The organism is Pseudomonas caspiana (genome assembly GCF_002158995.1).
Classification (GTDB): domain Bacteria; phylum Pseudomonadota; class Gammaproteobacteria; order Pseudomonadales; family Pseudomonadaceae; genus Aquipseudomonas; species Aquipseudomonas caspiana.
Genome location: NZ_LOHF01000005.1, coordinates 201,617 through 217,626, shown reverse-complemented (window position 1 = coordinate 217,626; position 16,010 = coordinate 201,617). Strand labels below are relative to the sequence as shown.

Genomic DNA, 16,010 nt, shown 5'->3' with positions numbered 1-16,010 from the left:
TTGAAATTTGCTCGAGAAATCAAAATGTTGGAAGCATCCCTTAGCCAATTGGAACAACTTGTCAGCGATCTGGTGCAACAAAACCAGCAGCTGCAAAGCACAAATACCCAGCTCACCACGGAGCTGGCTCAAGCCAGGGATGAAAACGACAGTCTGCAATTGAGTCTGATGGAGCAGGAAGAGAAACAAGGTGCCACTGCTGCGCGCATTCAGGCCCTTGTTGACCGTGCGACCAGCGCAAGCGCAGTCACCGCATGAGTACCGACAGAAACGGGGTGACGGTCGTTTCGATTCTCGGTAACGACTATTCGATCAAGGCGCCCGCCGGCGAAGAACAAACCCTGCAGCAGGCCACCGCACTGCTTCGTGCATCGCTGGCCGATACCAAGCGCAAATACCCGACGCTTATCGGTGACCGCCTGTTGGTACTGGCTGCCCTGAACCTGTGTTCACAGCAGATCGAACTCAAGCAGCAACACCAGGTTGAACTCGACCGCTGCCGCGAGAAGGTCGATGCCACCGTGGATGCGATTTCGAAGACGATTGCGCAGAACTGAGCCAAATGCCCCTGCAGGAGCTGCCGCAGGCTGCGAAGCAGTATTACTGACACATCGCTTCGCAGCCTTCGGCAGCTCCTACAAAAGCCGCCCAAACCAGACTAAGCCCCCATCACCAATCGGATATCCGCCGCCAGCTCGCGCACGCGGGCTTCTTCGGTGTCCCATGAGCACATGAAGCGCGCGCCACCATTACCAATGAAGGTATAGAAGCGCCAGCCCTTGGCCGTCAGCGCGGCAATGGCGGATTCGGACAGCTGCAGAAACACGCCATTAGCCTGGACCGGGAACATCAGTTCAACGCCCGGAATATCCTGGACCAGCGAGGCGAGCAATTGCGCGCAATGGTTGGCATGGCTGGCGTGCTTGAGCCATGCATCACCTTCCAGCAGCCCCACCCACGGGGCGGAAAGGAAACGCATTTTCGACGCCAGTTGCCCGGCCTGTTTGCAACGATAGTCAAAGTCTTCAGCCAACTTGTGGTTGAAGAACAGAATCGCCTCCCCCACCGCCATACCGTTTTTGGTGCCGCCAAAGCACAGCACGTCGACGCCCGACTTCCAGGTCAGCTCTGCCGGTGAACACTCCAGAAAGGCACAGGCGTTAGCGAAACGCGCGCCGTCCATGTGCAGGTTCAGATTGAGCTCTTTGCAGGTCGCGCTGATCGCCTTGAGTTCGTCAGGCTGGTAAACGCTGCCGACTTCGGTGGCCTGGGTCAGGGTCACGACTCGAGGTTTTGGGTAGTGAATATCCTGACGCTTGAGTGCAACCTCGCGGATCGACTCGGGCGTCAGTTTGCCCTGCTCGCTACGTGCAGTAAGGAGCTTGGAGCCGTTGGAGAAAAACTCCGGAGCGCCGCACTCGTCAGTCTCGACGTGAGCGGTTTCCGAGCAGATAACGCTGTGATAGCTCTGACACAGCGACGACAGCGCCAGCGAGTTGGCCGCCGTGCCGTTGAAAGCGAAGAACACTTCACAGTCAGTTTCAAATAATTTACGGAATTGATCCGAGGCCCGTGCGGTCCATTCGTCATCGCCGTAAGCGCGCTGATGGCCGTGGTTAGCCTGTTCCATCGCAGCCCAGGCTTCAGGGCAAATGCCCGAATAGTTATCACTGGCAAACTGCTGGCTTTTATCGGTCATGGCCGAATCCTTGTCATTGATTATGCTGCGCACTGTAACGAAGATCGCAGCGGTTGGTCATGGGTTGTTGTATCAGGCGCTGTACTTGTGACATGCACCGCTCCCACAGGTAATTCGTTCCACCTTAGAATCCGCGCTTAACCCTCTCGGAGAGATATGGATCTATCGAACCCGCCTTACCTGCCCGGACGCGACAAGGCACTGGACCTTCTCAAATGGCTGGCGATGTTGGCCATGGTACTTGACCACTTGCGCTATGTCGGCTGGTCGATAGATGTGTTGTATGTGCCGGGACGACTGGCATTTCCTTGGTTCTGCCTGGCGATTGCGGCAAATCTGGGACGCAGATCCGCGCTTTTTCCCGAGCCGAAAGTGCAGTGGCGTTATCTGGGCTGGATGTCGTTGTTCGCCGTAATGGCGGAGGCTCCTTATCGGCTGTACATGGATGACGCTCACACGCTGAACGTATTGCCGACTCTGGTGCTCGGCCTGCTGATCGCCCAGGGTTGGCGACACCGGCTGGCAGTGACGCGCGTCATGGCGCTTATCGCTTTACTGGGCGCAGCCATTTTCCACAAATACCTGATGTTTGGTTTCTTCGGGACATTGCTGCCGCTGGCGCTGCTGTTGGTGATGCATCGCCCGATCTGGTTTGCGCTGTTGCCGGGAGCGATCTGCGTGGCAGGCAACGCATGGCCGCAGATGTTTGCCGGTGCCGCCTGGGGTGATCCGGTTTCCATCGGCTCGCTGGTTGCCTGTTTGATCGCGCCCTTACTTGGGCTGGCGTTGTTGCGCCGTCGTTTGAGCTTTCCTGTCAAACCGATGCGGCGTTGGGCGTACGCGATCTATCCGGCGCATTTTCTCGTGCTGCTGGGTTTGCGGGAAATATTGGCAATATGGGGCACCCCCACAATCCTCTAGGAGCGCACAAGCACCGCGAGGCCGCGATGGCGTTTTCTCCTGACACACCGCAATCGCGGCCTTGCGGTGCTCGTGCGCTCCTACAGGGGAACGAGGTCACCCTGAAAAACGCTGTAGACAAAACGCCACCAGCGCCCTTATCTTCTGCGCTGGCCACCGCAGTGGCCGACGTCGCTCGGACGGTTCCGGGCGCTTACGTATCTGAGGCCTCCATGGCAGACTTACCTTCGCCGCGCCGTTTTGCGCGTATCGATCGACTCCCCCCGTACGTCTTCAATATCACCGCCGAGCTGAAAATGGCCGCTCGCCGCCGTGGTGAAGACATCATCGACTTGAGCATGGGCAACCCCGACGGGCCAACCCCACCGCATATCGTCGAAAAACTGGTTACTGTCGCCCAACGTGAAGACACTCACGGCTACTCGACTTCGCGTGGCATCCCGCGTCTGCGTCGGGCGATTTCCAACTGGTACAAAAAACGCTACGACGTGGATATCGACCCGGAAGAAGAGGCCATCGTTACCATCGGCTCGAAAGAAGGCCTGGCGCATTTGATGCTCGCCACCCTCGATCAGGGCGACACGGTATTGGTACCGAACCCGAGCTATCCGATTCATATCTACGGTGCTGTGATTGCTGGCGCACAAGTGCGTTCGGTGCCCCTGATCCCGGGTGTGGATTTCTTCGCCGAGCTGGAAAAGGCCATTCGTGGCTCGATCCCCAAGCCAAAGATGATGATCCTCGGCTTCCCGTCCAACCCGACCGCGCAGTGCGTGGAGCTGGACTTCTTCGAGCGCGTGGTTGCCCTGGCCAAACAGTACGACGTGCTGGTGGTTCACGATCTCGCCTACGCCGATATCGTCTACGACGGCTGGAAGGCGCCGTCGATCATGCAGGTGCCGGGCGCGAAAGACATCGCTGTCGAGTTTTTCACCCTGTCCAAGAGCTACAACATGGCGGGCTGGCGGATTGGCTTCATGGTCGGCAACCCGGAGCTGGTCAACGCTCTGGCGCGGATCAAGAGCTACCACGACTACGGCACCTTCACCCCGCTGCAAGTCGCGGCCATCGCTGCGCTGGAAGGCGATCAGCAATGCGTGCTGGATATCGCCGAGCAGTACCGCCAGCGTCGCAACGTGTTGGTCAAAGGCCTGCATGAACTGGGCTGGATGGTGGAAAACCCTAAAGCCTCAATGTATGTGTGGGCCAAGATCCCACCCGCCTATGCTCATCTCGGCTCATTGGAATTCGCCAAAAAGCTGCTGGCCGAAGCCAAGGTCTGCGTGTCGCCGGGTGTCGGTTTTGGTGAGTACGGCGATGACCATGTGCGCTTTGCGCTGATCGAGAATCAGGACCGGATTCGCCAGGCCGTGCGCGGTATTCGCGGGATGTTCCGGGCGGATGGGCAGTTGCCGGGCAAGGCTCTTTAATCCCTGCACACCGCACTCCCCTGCGGGAGCCGGGCTTGCCCGCGATAAGGACACCTCGGTCTATCCGAGAATTGCGTCGACCTTATCGCGGGCAAGCCCGGCTCCCACATGGATCGCGTTCCAACCTCACCCGCACGTTATTCGCTCTCCTCTCCCAGCCATGTCGTAAACGCACCTTTGCGTGGCGTGCGTAGGCATTTGGCGTCTTTGGTCCGGCCCTAGTATCGCTGTCAAAGGGCCCTGCTTAGATGCTGCGGTCCTACCGATAAGTCAGGCGCGACGCCGCCGCTGGGAGAACCGCGATGTTCAGCAAGAACGACCAAATCCAAGGCTATGACGATGCACTGCTGGCCGCGATGAATGCCGAGGAGCAGCGTCAGGAAGATCATATCGAGCTGATCGCTTCGGAGAACTACACCAGCCAGCGCGTGATGGAAGCCCAGGGCAGCGGCCTGACCAACAAATACGCCGAAGGTTATCCGGGCAAGCGCTACTACGGCGGTTGCGAGCATGTGGATAAAGTCGAGCAATTGGCGATAGACAGAGCCAAGCAACTGTTCGGTGCGGATTACGCTAACGTTCAGCCGCACTCCGGCAGCTCGGCCAACGCAGCGGTTTACCTGGCATTGCTGCAAGCTGGCGACACCGTGCTGGGCATGAGCCTGGCCCACGGCGGTCACCTGACCCACGGCGCGAAAGTCAGCTTTTCCGGCAAGCTCTACAACGCAGTCCAGTACGGCATCGACACCGCTACCGGGCTGATCGATTACGACGAAGTCGAGCGCATCGCCGTCGAGTCCAAACCCAAAATGATCATCGCCGGTTTCTCGGCCTATTCGAAAACCCTCGACTTCCCTCGTTTCCGGGAGATCGCCGACAAAGTCGGTGCTTACCTGTTTGTCGACATGGCCCACGTTGCAGGCTTGGTCGCGGCCGGTCTGTACCCGAACCCGCTGCCGTACGCAGACGTGGTGACCACCACCACGCACAAAACCCTGCGCGGCCCGCGTGGTGGTTTGATCCTGGCCAAGGCCAACGAAGAGATCGAGAAAAAGCTCAATTCTGCAGTGTTCCCCGGCGGTCAGGGCGGCCCATTGATGCACGTGATCGCCGCCAAGGCCGTGTGCTTCAAAGAAGCAGCAGAGCCCGGCTTCGTGGCGTATCAACAGCAGGTGATCGATAACGCTCAGGCCATGGCGCAAGTGTTCATCGACCGTGGCTACGACGTGGTCTCCGGCGGCACCGATAACCATCTGTTTCTGGTCAGCCTGATCCGTCAGGGCCTGACCGGCAAAGACGCCGACGCCGCTTTGGGTCGTGCGCACATCACCGTTAACAAGAACTCGGTGCCCAACGATCCGCAATCGCCGTTCGTGACCTCGGGCCTGCGTATCGGCACTCCAGCAGTGACCACCCGCGGTTTCAAAGTCACCCAATGCATCACGCTGGCCGGCTGGATCTGCGACATTCTCGACAACCTCGGTGACGCTGATGTCGAGGCCAATGTCGCCAGCCAGGTTGCAGCACTGTGTTCCGATTTCCCGGTTTATAGCTGAGTCAGGAGTAGTTATTCATGCAGCATTACTCAGGCTTCGGCCTTCTCAAGCACTCCCTCAGCCACCACGAAAACTGGCAGCGCATGTGGCGCACGCCTACCCCGAAAAAAGTCTACGACGTGGTCATCGTCGGTGGCGGCGGGCATGGTCTGGCGACTGCCTATTACCTTGCCAAAGAGCACGGCATCACTAACGTCGCCGTGGTCGAGAAAGGCTGGTTGGGCGGCGGCAACACGGCGCGTAACACTACCATCGTGCGTTCCAACTACCTGTGGGACGAGTCTGCTCACCTGTATGAGCACGCGATGAAATTGTGGGAAGGCCTTTCGCAAGACCTGAACTACAACGTTATGTTCTCCCAGCGCGGCGTGTACAACTTGTGCCACACCCTGCAGGACATGCGTGATTCAGAGCGCCGGGTCAGCGCCAACCGCCTTAATGGGGTGGACGGCGAACTGCTCAACGGCAAACAGGTGGCGGAGGAAATCCCGTACCTGGATTGCTCGAAAAACACCCGCTACCCCATCATTGGCGCCACCGTGCAACGGCGTGGCGGCGTGGCCCGTCACGATGCCGTGGCGTGGGGTTTCGCCCGTGCCGCTGACGCCTTGGGCGTGGACTTGATCCAGCAGACCGAAGTGACCGGCTTCCGCAAGGAAAACGGCGTGTGCATCGGTGTGGAAACCAACAAAGGCTTCATCGGCGCCAAGCGCGTCGGCGTGGTGACGGCCGGTAACTCGGGGCACATGGCGAAACTGGCGGGCTTCCGTTTGCCGATTGAATCTCACCCGCTGCAAGCGCTGGTATCAGAGCCGATCAAGCCGATTATCGACAGCGTGATCATGTCCAACGCCGTACACGGTTACATCAGCCAGTCCGACAAGGGCGACCTGGTGATCGGTGCCGGTATCGACGGCTGGGTTGGCTATGGTCAACGCGGATCGTACCCGGTGATAGAGCACACGATTCAGGCCATCGTCGAAATGTTCCCGGTGCTGTCCCGAGTGCGCATGAACCGTCAGTGGGGCGGCATCGTCGACACCACGCCGGATGCCTGCCCGATCATTTCCAAGACCCCGGTACCGAACATGTTCTTCAACTGCGGTTGGGGCACCGGTGGCTTCAAGGCCACGCCGGGCTCGGGCAACGTGTTTGCGGCAAGTCTGGCTAAAGGTGAAATGCATCCATTGGCTAAACCTTTCTCCATCGACCGTTTCCACAACGGTGCGTTGATCGATGAACACGGCGCAGCGGCTGTCGCCCACTAACAGGAGAGTCTTCCTTATGTTGCATATCTTCTGTCCTCACTGTGGCGAACTGCGCTCCGAAGAGGAATTCCACGCTTCAGGCCAGGCTCACATCCCGCGTCCACTGGACCCGGCCGCCTGCACCGACGAGCAATGGGGCGACTACATGTTCTTCCGCGATAACCCACGCGGGCTGCATCACGAACTGTGGATCCACGCCGCTGGCTGCCGTCAGTACTTCAACGCGACCCGCGACACCGTGACTTACGAAATTCTCGAAACCTACCCGATTGGCACCAAACCGCAGTTCAGAAACCCTGCGTTTGAGAAGACAGCCAGCGGCGAGGGAGACCAGGTATGAGCCAGACCAACCGACTGCCCAACGGCGGCCGCATCGACCGCAGCAAGGTCCTGAACTTCAACTTCAATGGCCAGACGTATCAGGGCTTCGAAGGCGACACATTAGCCGCCGCTCTGCTGGCCAATGGCGTGGACATCATCGGCCGCAGCTTCAAATATTCCCGCCCTCGCGGCATCTTCGCTGCGGGTTCCGAAGAGCCCAACGCAGTGCTGCAGATCGGCGCCACAGAAGCGACGCAAATCCCCAACGTGCGCGCCACGCAACAAGCGCTGTATTCGGGTCTGGTCGCAACCAGCACCAATGGCTGGCCAAGCGTGAACAATGACGTGATGGGGATTCTCGGCAAAGTCGGCGGCAAGCTGATGCCGCCGGGTTTCTATTACAAAACCTTCATGTACCCGCAATCGTTCTGGATGACTTACGAGAAGTACATTCGTAAGGCTGCTGGCCTTGGTCGTTCGCCGACTGAAAACGATCCGGACACCTACGACAACATGAACCAGCACTGCGACGTGCTGATCGTTGGCGGTGGCCCAGCGGGTCTGGCGGCGGCTCTGGCTTCGGCCCGCAGCGGTGCTCGAGTCATTCTGGCCGACGAACAGGAAGAGTTCGGCGGCAGCCTGCTGGACAGCCGCGAAAGCCTCGACGGCAAACCGGCTGCTGAATGGGTCACCACCGTTATCGCTGAGTTGAAAAGCCTGAAGAACGTGGTGTTGCTGCCTCGCGCCACGGTCAACGGCTATCACGATCATAACTTCCTGACCATTCACGAGCGGCTGACCGACCACCTGGGTGATCGTGCGCCTATCGGTCAGGTGCGTCAGCGCATGCATCGGGTTCGCGCCAAGCGCGTAGTGCTGGCTACCGGCACTCACGAACGTCCATTGGTTTACGGCAACAACGACGTGCCGGGTAACATGCTGGCCGGTGCAGTTTCCACTTATGTGCGCCGTTATGGCGTGGCACCGGGCAAGAAACTGGTGCTGTCCACCAACAACGACCACGCCTACCGCGTCGCGCTGGACTGGCTCGACGCCAGCCTGCAAGTGGTCGCGATTGCCGATGCGCGGCACAACCCACGCGGCGCGCTGGTTGAAGAAGCTCGTGCAAAAGGCATTCGCATTCTGACCGGCAGCGCGGTGATCGAAGCCCGTGGCAGCAAGCACGTTACCGCCGCTCGTGTGGCAGCGATTGATGTGAAAGCTCATCGCGTAACCAGTCCTGGCGAATGGCTCGAATGCGATCTGGTTGCCAGCTCCGGTGGCTACAGCCCTATCGTTCACCTCGCTTCGCACCTGGGCGGCAAGCCCGTCTGGCGTGAAGACATTCTCGGTTTCGTACCGGGTGAAGCGCCGCAGAAGCGCGTTTGCGTCGGCGGCGTGAATGGCGTCTACGCATTGGGCGACGCCTTGGCCGACGGTTTCGAGGGTGGCGTGCGCGCCGCCAGCGAAGCCGGTTTCAAAGTCGTCGAAGGTGTCTTGCCGAAAGCATTGAGCCGAGCCGAAGAACCCACGCTGGCGCTGTTCCAGGTGCCGCATGACAAACCGACTGCCCGTGCGCCGAAGCAATTCGTCGACCTGCAGAACGACGTCACTGCCGCCGCCATCGAGTTGGCGACCCGTGAAGGCTTCGAGTCGGTTGAGCACGTCAAACGTTACACCGCTCTGGGCTTTGGTACCGATCAGGGCAAGCTGGGTAACGTCAACGGCCTGGCCATTGCCGCTCGCTCGCTGAACGTTTCCATCCCGGAAATGGGCACCACCATGTTCCGCCCGAACTACACGCCCGTGACCTTCGGCGCGGTAGCCGGTCGTCACTGCGGGCATATCTTCGAGCCTGTGCGCTTCACCGCGCTGCATGGCTGGCATGTTAAAAACGGTGCCGAATTCGAAGATGTCGGTCAGTGGAAACGCCCATGGTATTTCCCGAAAGCCGGCGAAGACATCCATGCGGCTGTGGCCCGCGAATGCAAAGCCGTGCGTGAAAGCGTCGGCCTGCTGGACGCTTCGACCCTCGGCAAGATCGACATTCAAGGCCCGGATGCCCGTGAGTTCCTGAACCGGATTTACACCAACGCCTGGACCAAGCTCGATGTGGGCAAGGCGCGTTACGGCCTGATGTGTAAAGAAGACGGCATGGTCTTCGACGACGGGGTTACTGCCTGTGTCGCCGACAACCATTTCATCATGACCACCACCACAGGCGGCGCGGCTCGCGTCCTGCAATGGCTGGAAATCTATCAGCAGACTGAATGGCCTGATCTGAAGGTGTACTTCACCTCCGTGACCGACCATTACGCGACCCTGACGCTGTCTGGCCCAAACAGCCGCAAGCTGCTCAGCGAAGTGACCGACATTGATCTGGACCGTGAAGCCTTCCCGTTCATGACGTGGAAAGAAGGTTTGGTTGGCGGCGTTCCGGCACGGGTGTTCCGCATTTCGTTCACCGGCGAGCTGTCGTATGAGGTCAACATCCAGGCCGACTACGCAATGGGCGTGCTGGAAAAGATCATCGAAGCTGGCAAGCAGTACAACCTCACGCCATACGGCACCGAGACTATGCACGTGCTGCGCGCCGAGAAGGGTTTCATCATCGTGGGTCAGGACACCGACGGCTCGATGACCCCGGACGACTTGAACATGGGCTGGTGTGTTGGCCGCACCAAACCGTTCTCGTGGATCGGCCAACGAGGCATGAACCGCGAAGACTGCGTGCGTGAGCAACGCAAGCAACTGGTCGGCCTCAAGCCGATTGATCCAACCAAGTGGCTGCCAGAAGGTGCGCAACTGGTGTTCGACCCGAAACAGTCGATCCCGATGACCATGGTCGGTCATGTGACCTCTAGTTATGCGGCCAACTCGCTCGGCTATTCGTTCGCGATGGGTGTGGTCAAAGGTGGCTTGCAGCGTATGGGCGAGCGGGTGTTCTCACCTCAGGCTGACGGCAGCGTGATCGAAGCCGAAATTGTCTCCTCGGTGTTCTTCGATCCGAAGGGTGAGCAGCAGAACGTTTGATGGCGTGCGCCTACCCTGTAGGAGTGAGCTTGCTCGCGATCGGCTGCGCAGCAGTCGTGAAAATGGTGAATGCACCATTGCCTGAAAGTCGTTCCGACTTTATCGCAAGCAAGCTAGCTCCTACAGGTCCCAGCTCACTGGAAAAGAATTCATAACAGGTGCTCTATGACCACAGCCAACGTTTACCAGCAGCGGCCAACGACCGGCGAGAAAGCCGAGTCACCGTTGTTTCATGCCGACCTCAACAGCCTGGTCGGTAAAGGTCGCGCCAATCCTGGTGTGATCCTGCGCGAGAAGAAACTCCTCGGCCACCTGACCATCCGTGGCGACGCTCACGACCCGGCTTTCGCCGCAGGAGTCCACAAGGCACTGGGCATGGAACTGCCCGGCGCACTGGCACTGGTGATCAGTGGCGAGAGCTCGATCCAGTGGCTTGGCCCGGATGAATGGCTGCTGATCGTGCCGACCGGTGAAGAGTTCGCCGTGGAGCAGAAACTGCGCCAGGAACTGACCGGTCTGCACATCGCCATCGTGAACGTCAGCGGCGGTCAGTCCATCCTTGAACTGAGCGGCCCAAAAGTCCGCGAAGTGCTGATGAAATCCACCAGCTACGATGTACACCCGGACAACTTCCCGGTGGGCAAGGCTGTAGGCACGGTATTCGCGAAATCCCAACTGGTGATCCGTCGCACTGGCGAAGAAACCTGGGAGCTACTGATCCGCCGCAGCTTCGCCGATTACTGGTGGCTGTGGTTGCAGGATGCGAGTGCTGAGTACGGCCTGACCGTTCAGGCCTGATTAGGTCCTGTAGGAGCGCGCTTGCCCGCGATAAAGTCGGAACGACTTTCAGGCAATGGTGAATTCACCATTTTCACGACTGCTTCGCAGCCGATCGCGGGCAAGCGCGCTCCTACAGTGATCACATCAATATTGGAGTTATCGAATGAGCCGCGCCCCCGACACATGGATTCTGACCGCCGACTGCCCAAGCGTGCTGGGCACGGTGGACGCGGTGACCCGCTATTTGTTCGAGCAGGGCTGCTACGTCACTGAGCACCACTCGTTTGATGATCGCCTGTCGGGCCGCTTCTTCATCCGGGTTGAATTCCGTCAGCCAGATGGCTTTGACGAACAAGGTTTTCGCGCAGGCCTGACTGAACGCGGTGAAGCCTTTGGCATGATCTTCGAGCTGACTGCGCCGAATTACCGGCCGAAAGTGGTGATCATGGTTTCCAAGGCCGATCACTGCCTCAACGACCTGCTCTACCGTCAGCGCATCAACCAGCTGTCCATGGACGTGGTCGCGGTGGTGTCCAACCATCCGGATCTGGAACCATTGGCGCGCTGGCATGAAATTCCGTACTACCATTTCCCCCTGGACCCGAACGACAAGCCCGCTCAGGAAAGCAAAGTCTGGCAAGTGATCGAGGAGTCAGGTGCCGAGCTGGTGATCCTTGCGCGCTACATGCAAGTGCTGTCGCCGGACCTGTGCCGCAAGCTGGACGGCAAAGCGATCAATATTCATCACTCACTGTTGCCCGGATTCAAGGGCGCCAAGCCTTACCATCAGGCCTACAACAAAGGTGTGAAGCTGGTAGGCGCTACTGCGCATTACATCAATAACGACCTGGACGAAGGCCCGATCATTGCCCAAGGCGTGGAAGTGGTGGATCACAGTCATTACCCCGAAGACCTGATCGCCAAAGGTCGCGACATCGAAGGCCTGACGCTGGCACGGGCAGTGGGTTATCACATTGAGCGGCGTGTGTTTTTGAACGCCAACAGGACAGTGGTGCTTTAAGGGCACCGCTTCGCGGTATCGCGAGCAAGCTCACTCCTACAGGAAAACGCGATCAACTGTAGGAGTGAGCTTGCTCGCGATGGCGGCGGTATGAACAACATCAATCCAGGCAGGCACCCAAGAGCAATCCCTGCGTTGCTTGCAACACCCAACAAAAGCAGCGCGTTTCCCCGCGACATAACAACAAAATCGAGGTGAAAGAATGTCTGACAATCGTGGTGTGGTGTATCTCGGCGCTGGCAAGGTCGAAGTGCAGAAAATCGACTATCCGAAAATGCAGGACCCGCGTGGGCGCAAGATCGAACACGGCGTAATCCTGAGGGTGGTTTCCACCAACATCTGCGGCTCGGACCAGCATATGGTTCGCGGCCGTACCACTGCACAAACCGGCCTGGTACTGGGCCATGAAATCACCGGCGAAGTGATCGAAAAAGGCACTGGCGTCGAGAATCTGAAAATCGGCGATCTGGTATCAGTGCCCTTCAACGTCGCATGCGGTTTGTGCCGATCCTGCAAGGAACAACACACCGGTGTGTGCCTGACCGTCAATCCGGCCCGCCCGGGCGGTGCCTACGGTTACGTCGACATGGGCGACTGGACCGGTGGCCAGGCCGAATACGTGCTGGTGCCCTACGCCGACTTCAACCTGCTCAAGCTGCCTGACCGCGACCGGGCGATGGAGAAAATCCGCGACCTGACCTGCCTTTCCGACATTCTGCCTACCGGTTATCACGGCGCGGTGACAGCCGGTGTAGGCCCCGGCAGTACCGTATACATCGCTGGCGCAGGCCCGGTTGGTCTGGCCGCTGCGGCATCTGCACGCCTGCTGGGTGCCGCGGTGGTCATCATCGGTGACGTGAACCCTGCTCGTCTGGTCCATGCCAAGGCTCAGGGTTTTGAGATTGCTGACCTGTCCCTCGATACCCCGCTGCACGAGCAGATCGCCGCACTGCTGGGCGAGCCGGAAGTGGACTGCGCCGTTGACGCAGTAGGCTTCGAAGCGCGCGGCCATGGCCATGCGGGTGTGCAGCATGAGGCACCGGCGACCGTCCTCAACTCGTTGATGGGCGTGGTGCGGGTGGCGGGCAAGATCGGTATCCCCGGTCTCTACGTCACTGAAGATCCGGGCGCTGTCGATGCTGCGGCTAAAATGGGCAGCCTGAGTATTCGCTTCGGTCTGGGCTGGGCCAAATCCCACAGCTTCCACACGGGTCAGACGCCCGTGATGAAGTACAACCGTCAGTTGATGCAGGCGATCATGTGGGATCGCATCAAGATTGCCGATATCGTCGGCGTCGAAGTCATCAGCCTCGACGATGCACCACGCGGTTACGGCGAGTTCGATGCAGGTGTACCGAAGAAGTTTGTGATTGATCCGCACAAGTTGTTTAGCGCGGCGTAAGTCCAACCTCGGCCCCTGTAGGAGCTCACGAGCACCGCAAGGCAGCGATAGCGGTGTGTCAGACATATCGCTATCGCTGCCTTGCGGTGCTCGTGAGCTCCTACAGGTATCTATGCATTTCTCAACCAGATGGAACATTGCCACCCCGCTCAAGGTCGAACACGTGTTTCTACCGGCAACTGCCGGATTTTCTGGTTTGAGGGGTTTGTTGCAATGAAGATTTCCCGCGGTGTGGCACTGGCAACCTTGATGGCCTTCGCCGCCAGTCCAGTGTTCGCTTTCAATCTGAATGACGCGGCCAACGCCGTTTCCAACGCCACTAACGGCAATCAGAAAGCCACCGCAGCGCCTGAAGCTGCAGGCCTGCTCAATCTGCTGGGCACCAATCTCAATGTCACCCCCGAGCAAGCCGTCGGCGGCACGGGTGCATTGCTGGGTCTGGCGAAGAACAAACTTGCCGGTAATGACTACAGCCAATTGAGCAAATCCGTTCCCGGCCTCGATCAGCTCGCTGGCAACGGCGCACTGAGCAGCCTTGGCAGCCTGAATGGCCTGGGAAGTCTGTTGGGCAACTCCGGCAACAGCGCTGAAAGCTCGGTGCTGAACAGCGCGTTAGGTAACGTACAAAGCATGGGCGATGTGAACAAGGCGTTCAGTGCTTTGGGCATGGACAGCTCAATGGTCAGCCAGTTTGTACCACTGATTCTGCAATACCTGGGTCAACAAGGTGCTGGCGGTTCAGCACTGCAAAGCCTGAGCAGCGTGTGGGGCGCAGGCAGCTGATTCAGCTGCCGACACCTCAATCCTGAGACGCATCGCCGCGCAAGGTGGCGATGCGTGCATTCTTCTCCTGCCAAAGCTGGTTGACCCAGCCCTGCACTTTCTCGCGAAACACTGGATCGTTCTCGTAGTCGCCCTGCCATAACGCCGGGTCCAGCTCCCGCGTCTGGATATCGATGATCACCCTCGGAACGTCACCGCACAGCAAGTTCCAGAAACCCGGAATGCGCTCACCTGGATAAACCACCGTCACATCCAGAATCGCATCCAGCTTTTCACCCATGGCCGCCAGTACGAACGCCACACCGCCTGCCTTGGGCTTGAGGAGGTGTGAATAAGGCGAGTTCTGTTGCGCATGTTTGGCTGCTGTGAAGCGGGTACCTTCCAGATAGTTGACCACGGTCACTGGTTGATTTTTGTACAGCTCACAGGCCTGACGGGTGATCTCAAGGTCATGACCTTTGAGCTCTGGATGCTTGGCCAGGAAAGCCTTGCTGTAGCGCTTCATGAACGGATAATCCAGCGCCCACCAGGCCAGGCCCAACAGCGGCACCCAGATCAGTTCTTTCTTCAGGAAGAATTTAAAAAACGGCGTGCGGCGGTTCAACGCTTGAATCAGCGCGGGGATATCGACCCACGACTGGTGATTGCTGATCACCAGGTAAGAGGTGTCGCTGCGCAAGCCTTCATCGCCGCGAATTTCCCACCGGGTCGGAATGCATAGCGAGAAAATCAGCTTGTCGACTTCTGCCCATGTTTCGGCAATCCATACCACGGCTCGCGAGCAGCTATCGCGCAACTGGCCGCTGAAAGTCAGCTTGAGCAAGCCGAAAATCAGTAACGGCCCGATCATGACCAGCGTGTTAAGCAACAGCAGCAATGTAACGAAACAGCCAGTGAGCAGGCGACGCATACGGATCTCTGGAGGACTACAAGGGCCGCCATGATAAAGAGCAACTGCGTTCGCGCCAAATCCGCTGGTCGCTGACAAATGTTTCACGAGATTACAGATAAGCTCTGCCCAACGAACGATGTGTGATCGTGATGTCTAAACCGGCATGTTGCATAACCGCCGACGTGGGACCGGCTTTAGCCGGGAAGGCTGCATTCCTCACGCTACAAATGCGGGGAATAGACCGGCCTCTTCCCGGCTAAAGCCGGTCCCACGTCGGTGTACTAGCGATCAAATCCAATTCAAAAAAGGTACCCACCCAGTGAAATCAACCCTGGCGCTACTGTCCCTGCTGGCACTGCCTGTCATGGCTGCCGAGCCAACGCTGTATGGTCGCTACGAAAACATCAAGGTCGCGGAAATCGGTGAGACCTTCAAAGCCAAGATGGATACCGGCGCGCTGACCGCATCGCTGTCGGCCAAGGACATTGAGCTGTTTACCCGCGATGGTGATGACTGGGTACGCTTCCGCCTCGCCACCAAAGGTGCCAGCAACAAGGTTTACGAGCACAAGGTTTCCCGGATCAGCAAAATCAAAAGCCGCGCCGAAGGTGACGACGAGGACGAAGACCTCGATCCGACCAAACGCCCGGTTGTCGATCTTGAGCTGTGCCTGGGTAACGTCAAGCGCACTGTCGAGGTGAATCTGGTCGACCGCAGTCACTTCAACTACCCGCTGTTGATTGGTGCCAAGGCCTTGCGTGAGTTTGGCGCAGCGGTGAACCCGGCGCGGCGTTATACGGCGGACAAGCCGGATTGTTGATCACCACCGTCCCTGTGGGAGCTGGGCTTGCCCGCGATAAGGCCGGACGCGATGTAAAGTGAATCGTGTCCGGCCTTATCGCGG

Annotated in this window: 15 protein-coding genes; 13 read left to right on the top strand and 2 right to left on the bottom strand. The window is 58.8% G+C overall.

Features of this window, described 5'->3' with window-relative positions; all coding sequences use genetic code 11:
- The first annotated feature begins 24 nt into the window (after positions 1-24).
- Together AUC60_RS09190 and AUC60_RS09185 are read left to right on the top strand one after the other, a co-directional pair.
- A complete protein-coding gene (locus AUC60_RS09190; RefSeq protein ID WP_087266042.1) occupies positions 25-258 on the top strand; it encodes a hypothetical protein in 234 nt (77 codons plus the stop codon).
- Positions 255-557: a cell division protein ZapA gene (locus AUC60_RS09185; RefSeq protein ID WP_087265987.1), complete on the top strand. Its 303-nt coding sequence runs from the start codon at positions 255-257 to the stop codon at positions 555-557. Before AUC60_RS09190 ends, AUC60_RS09185 begins: the two co-directional genes overlap by 4 nt.
- A gap of 101 nt (positions 558-658) precedes the next feature.
- Here AUC60_RS09185 and AUC60_RS09180 read toward each other — a convergent pair whose 3' ends face one another.
- The gene (locus tag AUC60_RS09180; protein ID WP_087265985.1) at positions 659-1,699 is read right to left on the bottom strand and encodes a threonine aldolase family protein; all 1,041 of its coding nucleotides are present in this window, start codon (positions 1,697-1,699) and stop codon (positions 659-661) included.
- A 156-nt stretch (positions 1,700-1,855) separates the two neighbouring features.
- On the opposite strand from AUC60_RS09180, the gene AUC60_RS09175 reads away from it, so the two are divergent.
- From AUC60_RS09175 to AUC60_RS09130, 10 genes are all read left to right on the top strand, one after another.
- Positions 1,856-2,620: a TraX family protein gene (locus AUC60_RS09175; RefSeq protein ID WP_087265984.1), complete on the top strand. Its 765-nt coding sequence runs from the start codon at positions 1,856-1,858 to the stop codon at positions 2,618-2,620.
- Positions 2,621-2,832: 212 nt separating this feature from the next.
- A complete protein-coding gene (alaC, locus tag AUC60_RS09170) occupies positions 2,833-4,050 on the top strand; it encodes an alanine transaminase (protein WP_087265982.1) in 1,218 nt (405 codons plus the stop codon).
- 302 nt (positions 4,051-4,352) lie between these two features.
- A complete protein-coding gene (gene glyA / locus AUC60_RS09165) occupies positions 4,353-5,606 on the top strand; it encodes a serine hydroxymethyltransferase (RefSeq protein ID WP_087265980.1) in 1,254 nt (417 codons plus the stop codon).
- A 17-nt stretch (positions 5,607-5,623) separates the two neighbouring features.
- Entirely contained in the window at positions 5,624-6,874 is a 1,251-nt protein-coding gene (locus AUC60_RS09160; RefSeq protein WP_087265978.1) for a sarcosine oxidase subunit beta, read from the top strand.
- Between the two features lie 16 nt (positions 6,875-6,890).
- On the top strand, positions 6,891-7,214 hold the full coding sequence (locus tag AUC60_RS09155; RefSeq protein ID WP_087265976.1) for a sarcosine oxidase subunit delta: 324 nt from the start codon (positions 6,891-6,893) through the stop codon (positions 7,212-7,214).
- The gene (locus tag AUC60_RS09150) at positions 7,211-10,228 is read left to right on the top strand and encodes a sarcosine oxidase subunit alpha (RefSeq protein ID WP_087265974.1); all 3,018 of its coding nucleotides are present in this window, start codon (positions 7,211-7,213) and stop codon (positions 10,226-10,228) included. The genes AUC60_RS09155 and AUC60_RS09150 overlap by 4 nt, the downstream gene beginning before the upstream one ends.
- A gap of 165 nt (positions 10,229-10,393) precedes the next feature.
- Positions 10,394-11,026 carry a sarcosine oxidase subunit gamma gene (locus AUC60_RS09145; protein ID WP_087265973.1) on the top strand — a complete coding sequence of 211 codons (633 nt, stop codon included), beginning with the start codon at positions 10,394-10,396 and terminating at the stop codon, positions 11,024-11,026.
- Between the two features lie 145 nt (positions 11,027-11,171).
- The gene (purU, locus tag AUC60_RS09140) at positions 11,172-12,029 is read left to right on the top strand and encodes a formyltetrahydrofolate deformylase (protein ID WP_027898965.1); all 858 of its coding nucleotides are present in this window, start codon (positions 11,172-11,174) and stop codon (positions 12,027-12,029) included.
- Between the two features lie 202 nt (positions 12,030-12,231).
- Positions 12,232-13,431, top strand: coding sequence for a formaldehyde dehydrogenase, glutathione-independent (fdhA, locus tag AUC60_RS09135; RefSeq protein ID WP_087265971.1), 1,200 nt, complete (start codon positions 12,232-12,234; stop codon positions 13,429-13,431).
- Between the two features lie 213 nt (positions 13,432-13,644).
- Positions 13,645-14,214 carry a DUF2780 domain-containing protein gene (locus AUC60_RS09130; protein WP_087265969.1) on the top strand — a complete coding sequence of 190 codons (570 nt, stop codon included), beginning with the start codon at positions 13,645-13,647 and terminating at the stop codon, positions 14,212-14,214.
- A gap of 16 nt (positions 14,215-14,230) precedes the next feature.
- Here AUC60_RS09130 and AUC60_RS09125 read toward each other — a convergent pair whose 3' ends face one another.
- Complete coding sequence (locus tag AUC60_RS09125; protein WP_087265967.1) at positions 14,231-15,124, bottom strand: acyltransferase; 894 nt, start codon at positions 15,122-15,124, stop codon at positions 14,231-14,233.
- Between the two features lie 301 nt (positions 15,125-15,425).
- Here AUC60_RS09125 and rloA2 point away from each other — a divergent pair, with 301 nt between their 5' ends.
- The gene (gene rloA2, locus AUC60_RS09120) at positions 15,426-15,926 is read left to right on the top strand and encodes a retropepsin-like aspartic peptidase RloA2 (protein ID WP_087265965.1); all 501 of its coding nucleotides are present in this window, start codon (positions 15,426-15,428) and stop codon (positions 15,924-15,926) included.
- The last annotated feature ends 84 nt before the right edge of the window (positions 15,927-16,010 follow it).

Excerpts from the sequence above, each read along its gene's own strand:
- AUC60_RS09130 (WP_087265969.1), top strand. The coding sequence starts at position 13,645 with ATGAAGATTTCCCGCGGTGTGGCACTGGCAACCTTGATGGCCTTCGCC.
- AUC60_RS09155 (WP_087265976.1), top strand. The coding sequence starts at position 6,891 with ATGTTGCATATCTTCTGTCCTCACTGTGGCGAACTGCGCTCCGAAGAG.
- AUC60_RS09150 (WP_087265974.1), top strand. The coding sequence starts at position 7,211 with ATGAGCCAGACCAACCGACTGCCCAACGGCGGCCGCATCGACCGCAGC.
- AUC60_RS09180 (WP_087265985.1), bottom strand. The coding sequence starts at position 1,699 with ATGACCGATAAAAGCCAGCAGTTTGCCAGTGATAACTATTCGGGCATT.
- AUC60_RS09185 (WP_087265987.1), top strand. The coding sequence starts at position 255 with ATGAGTACCGACAGAAACGGGGTGACGGTCGTTTCGATTCTCGGTAAC.
- AUC60_RS09160 (WP_087265978.1), top strand. The coding sequence starts at position 5,624 with ATGCAGCATTACTCAGGCTTCGGCCTTCTCAAGCACTCCCTCAGCCAC.
- alaC (WP_087265982.1), top strand. The coding sequence starts at position 2,833 with ATGGCAGACTTACCTTCGCCGCGCCGTTTTGCGCGTATCGATCGACTC.
- AUC60_RS09190 (WP_087266042.1), top strand. The coding sequence starts at position 25 with ATGTTGGAAGCATCCCTTAGCCAATTGGAACAACTTGTCAGCGATCTG.
- AUC60_RS09125 (WP_087265967.1), bottom strand. The coding sequence starts at position 15,124 with ATGCGTCGCCTGCTCACTGGCTGTTTCGTTACATTGCTGCTGTTGCTT.
- fdhA (WP_087265971.1), top strand. The coding sequence starts at position 12,232 with ATGTCTGACAATCGTGGTGTGGTGTATCTCGGCGCTGGCAAGGTCGAA.
- glyA (WP_087265980.1), top strand. The coding sequence starts at position 4,353 with ATGTTCAGCAAGAACGACCAAATCCAAGGCTATGACGATGCACTGCTG.
- AUC60_RS09175 (WP_087265984.1), top strand. The coding sequence starts at position 1,856 with ATGGATCTATCGAACCCGCCTTACCTGCCCGGACGCGACAAGGCACTG.
- purU (WP_027898965.1), top strand. The coding sequence starts at position 11,172 with ATGAGCCGCGCCCCCGACACATGGATTCTGACCGCCGACTGCCCAAGC.
- AUC60_RS09145 (WP_087265973.1), top strand. The coding sequence starts at position 10,394 with ATGACCACAGCCAACGTTTACCAGCAGCGGCCAACGACCGGCGAGAAA.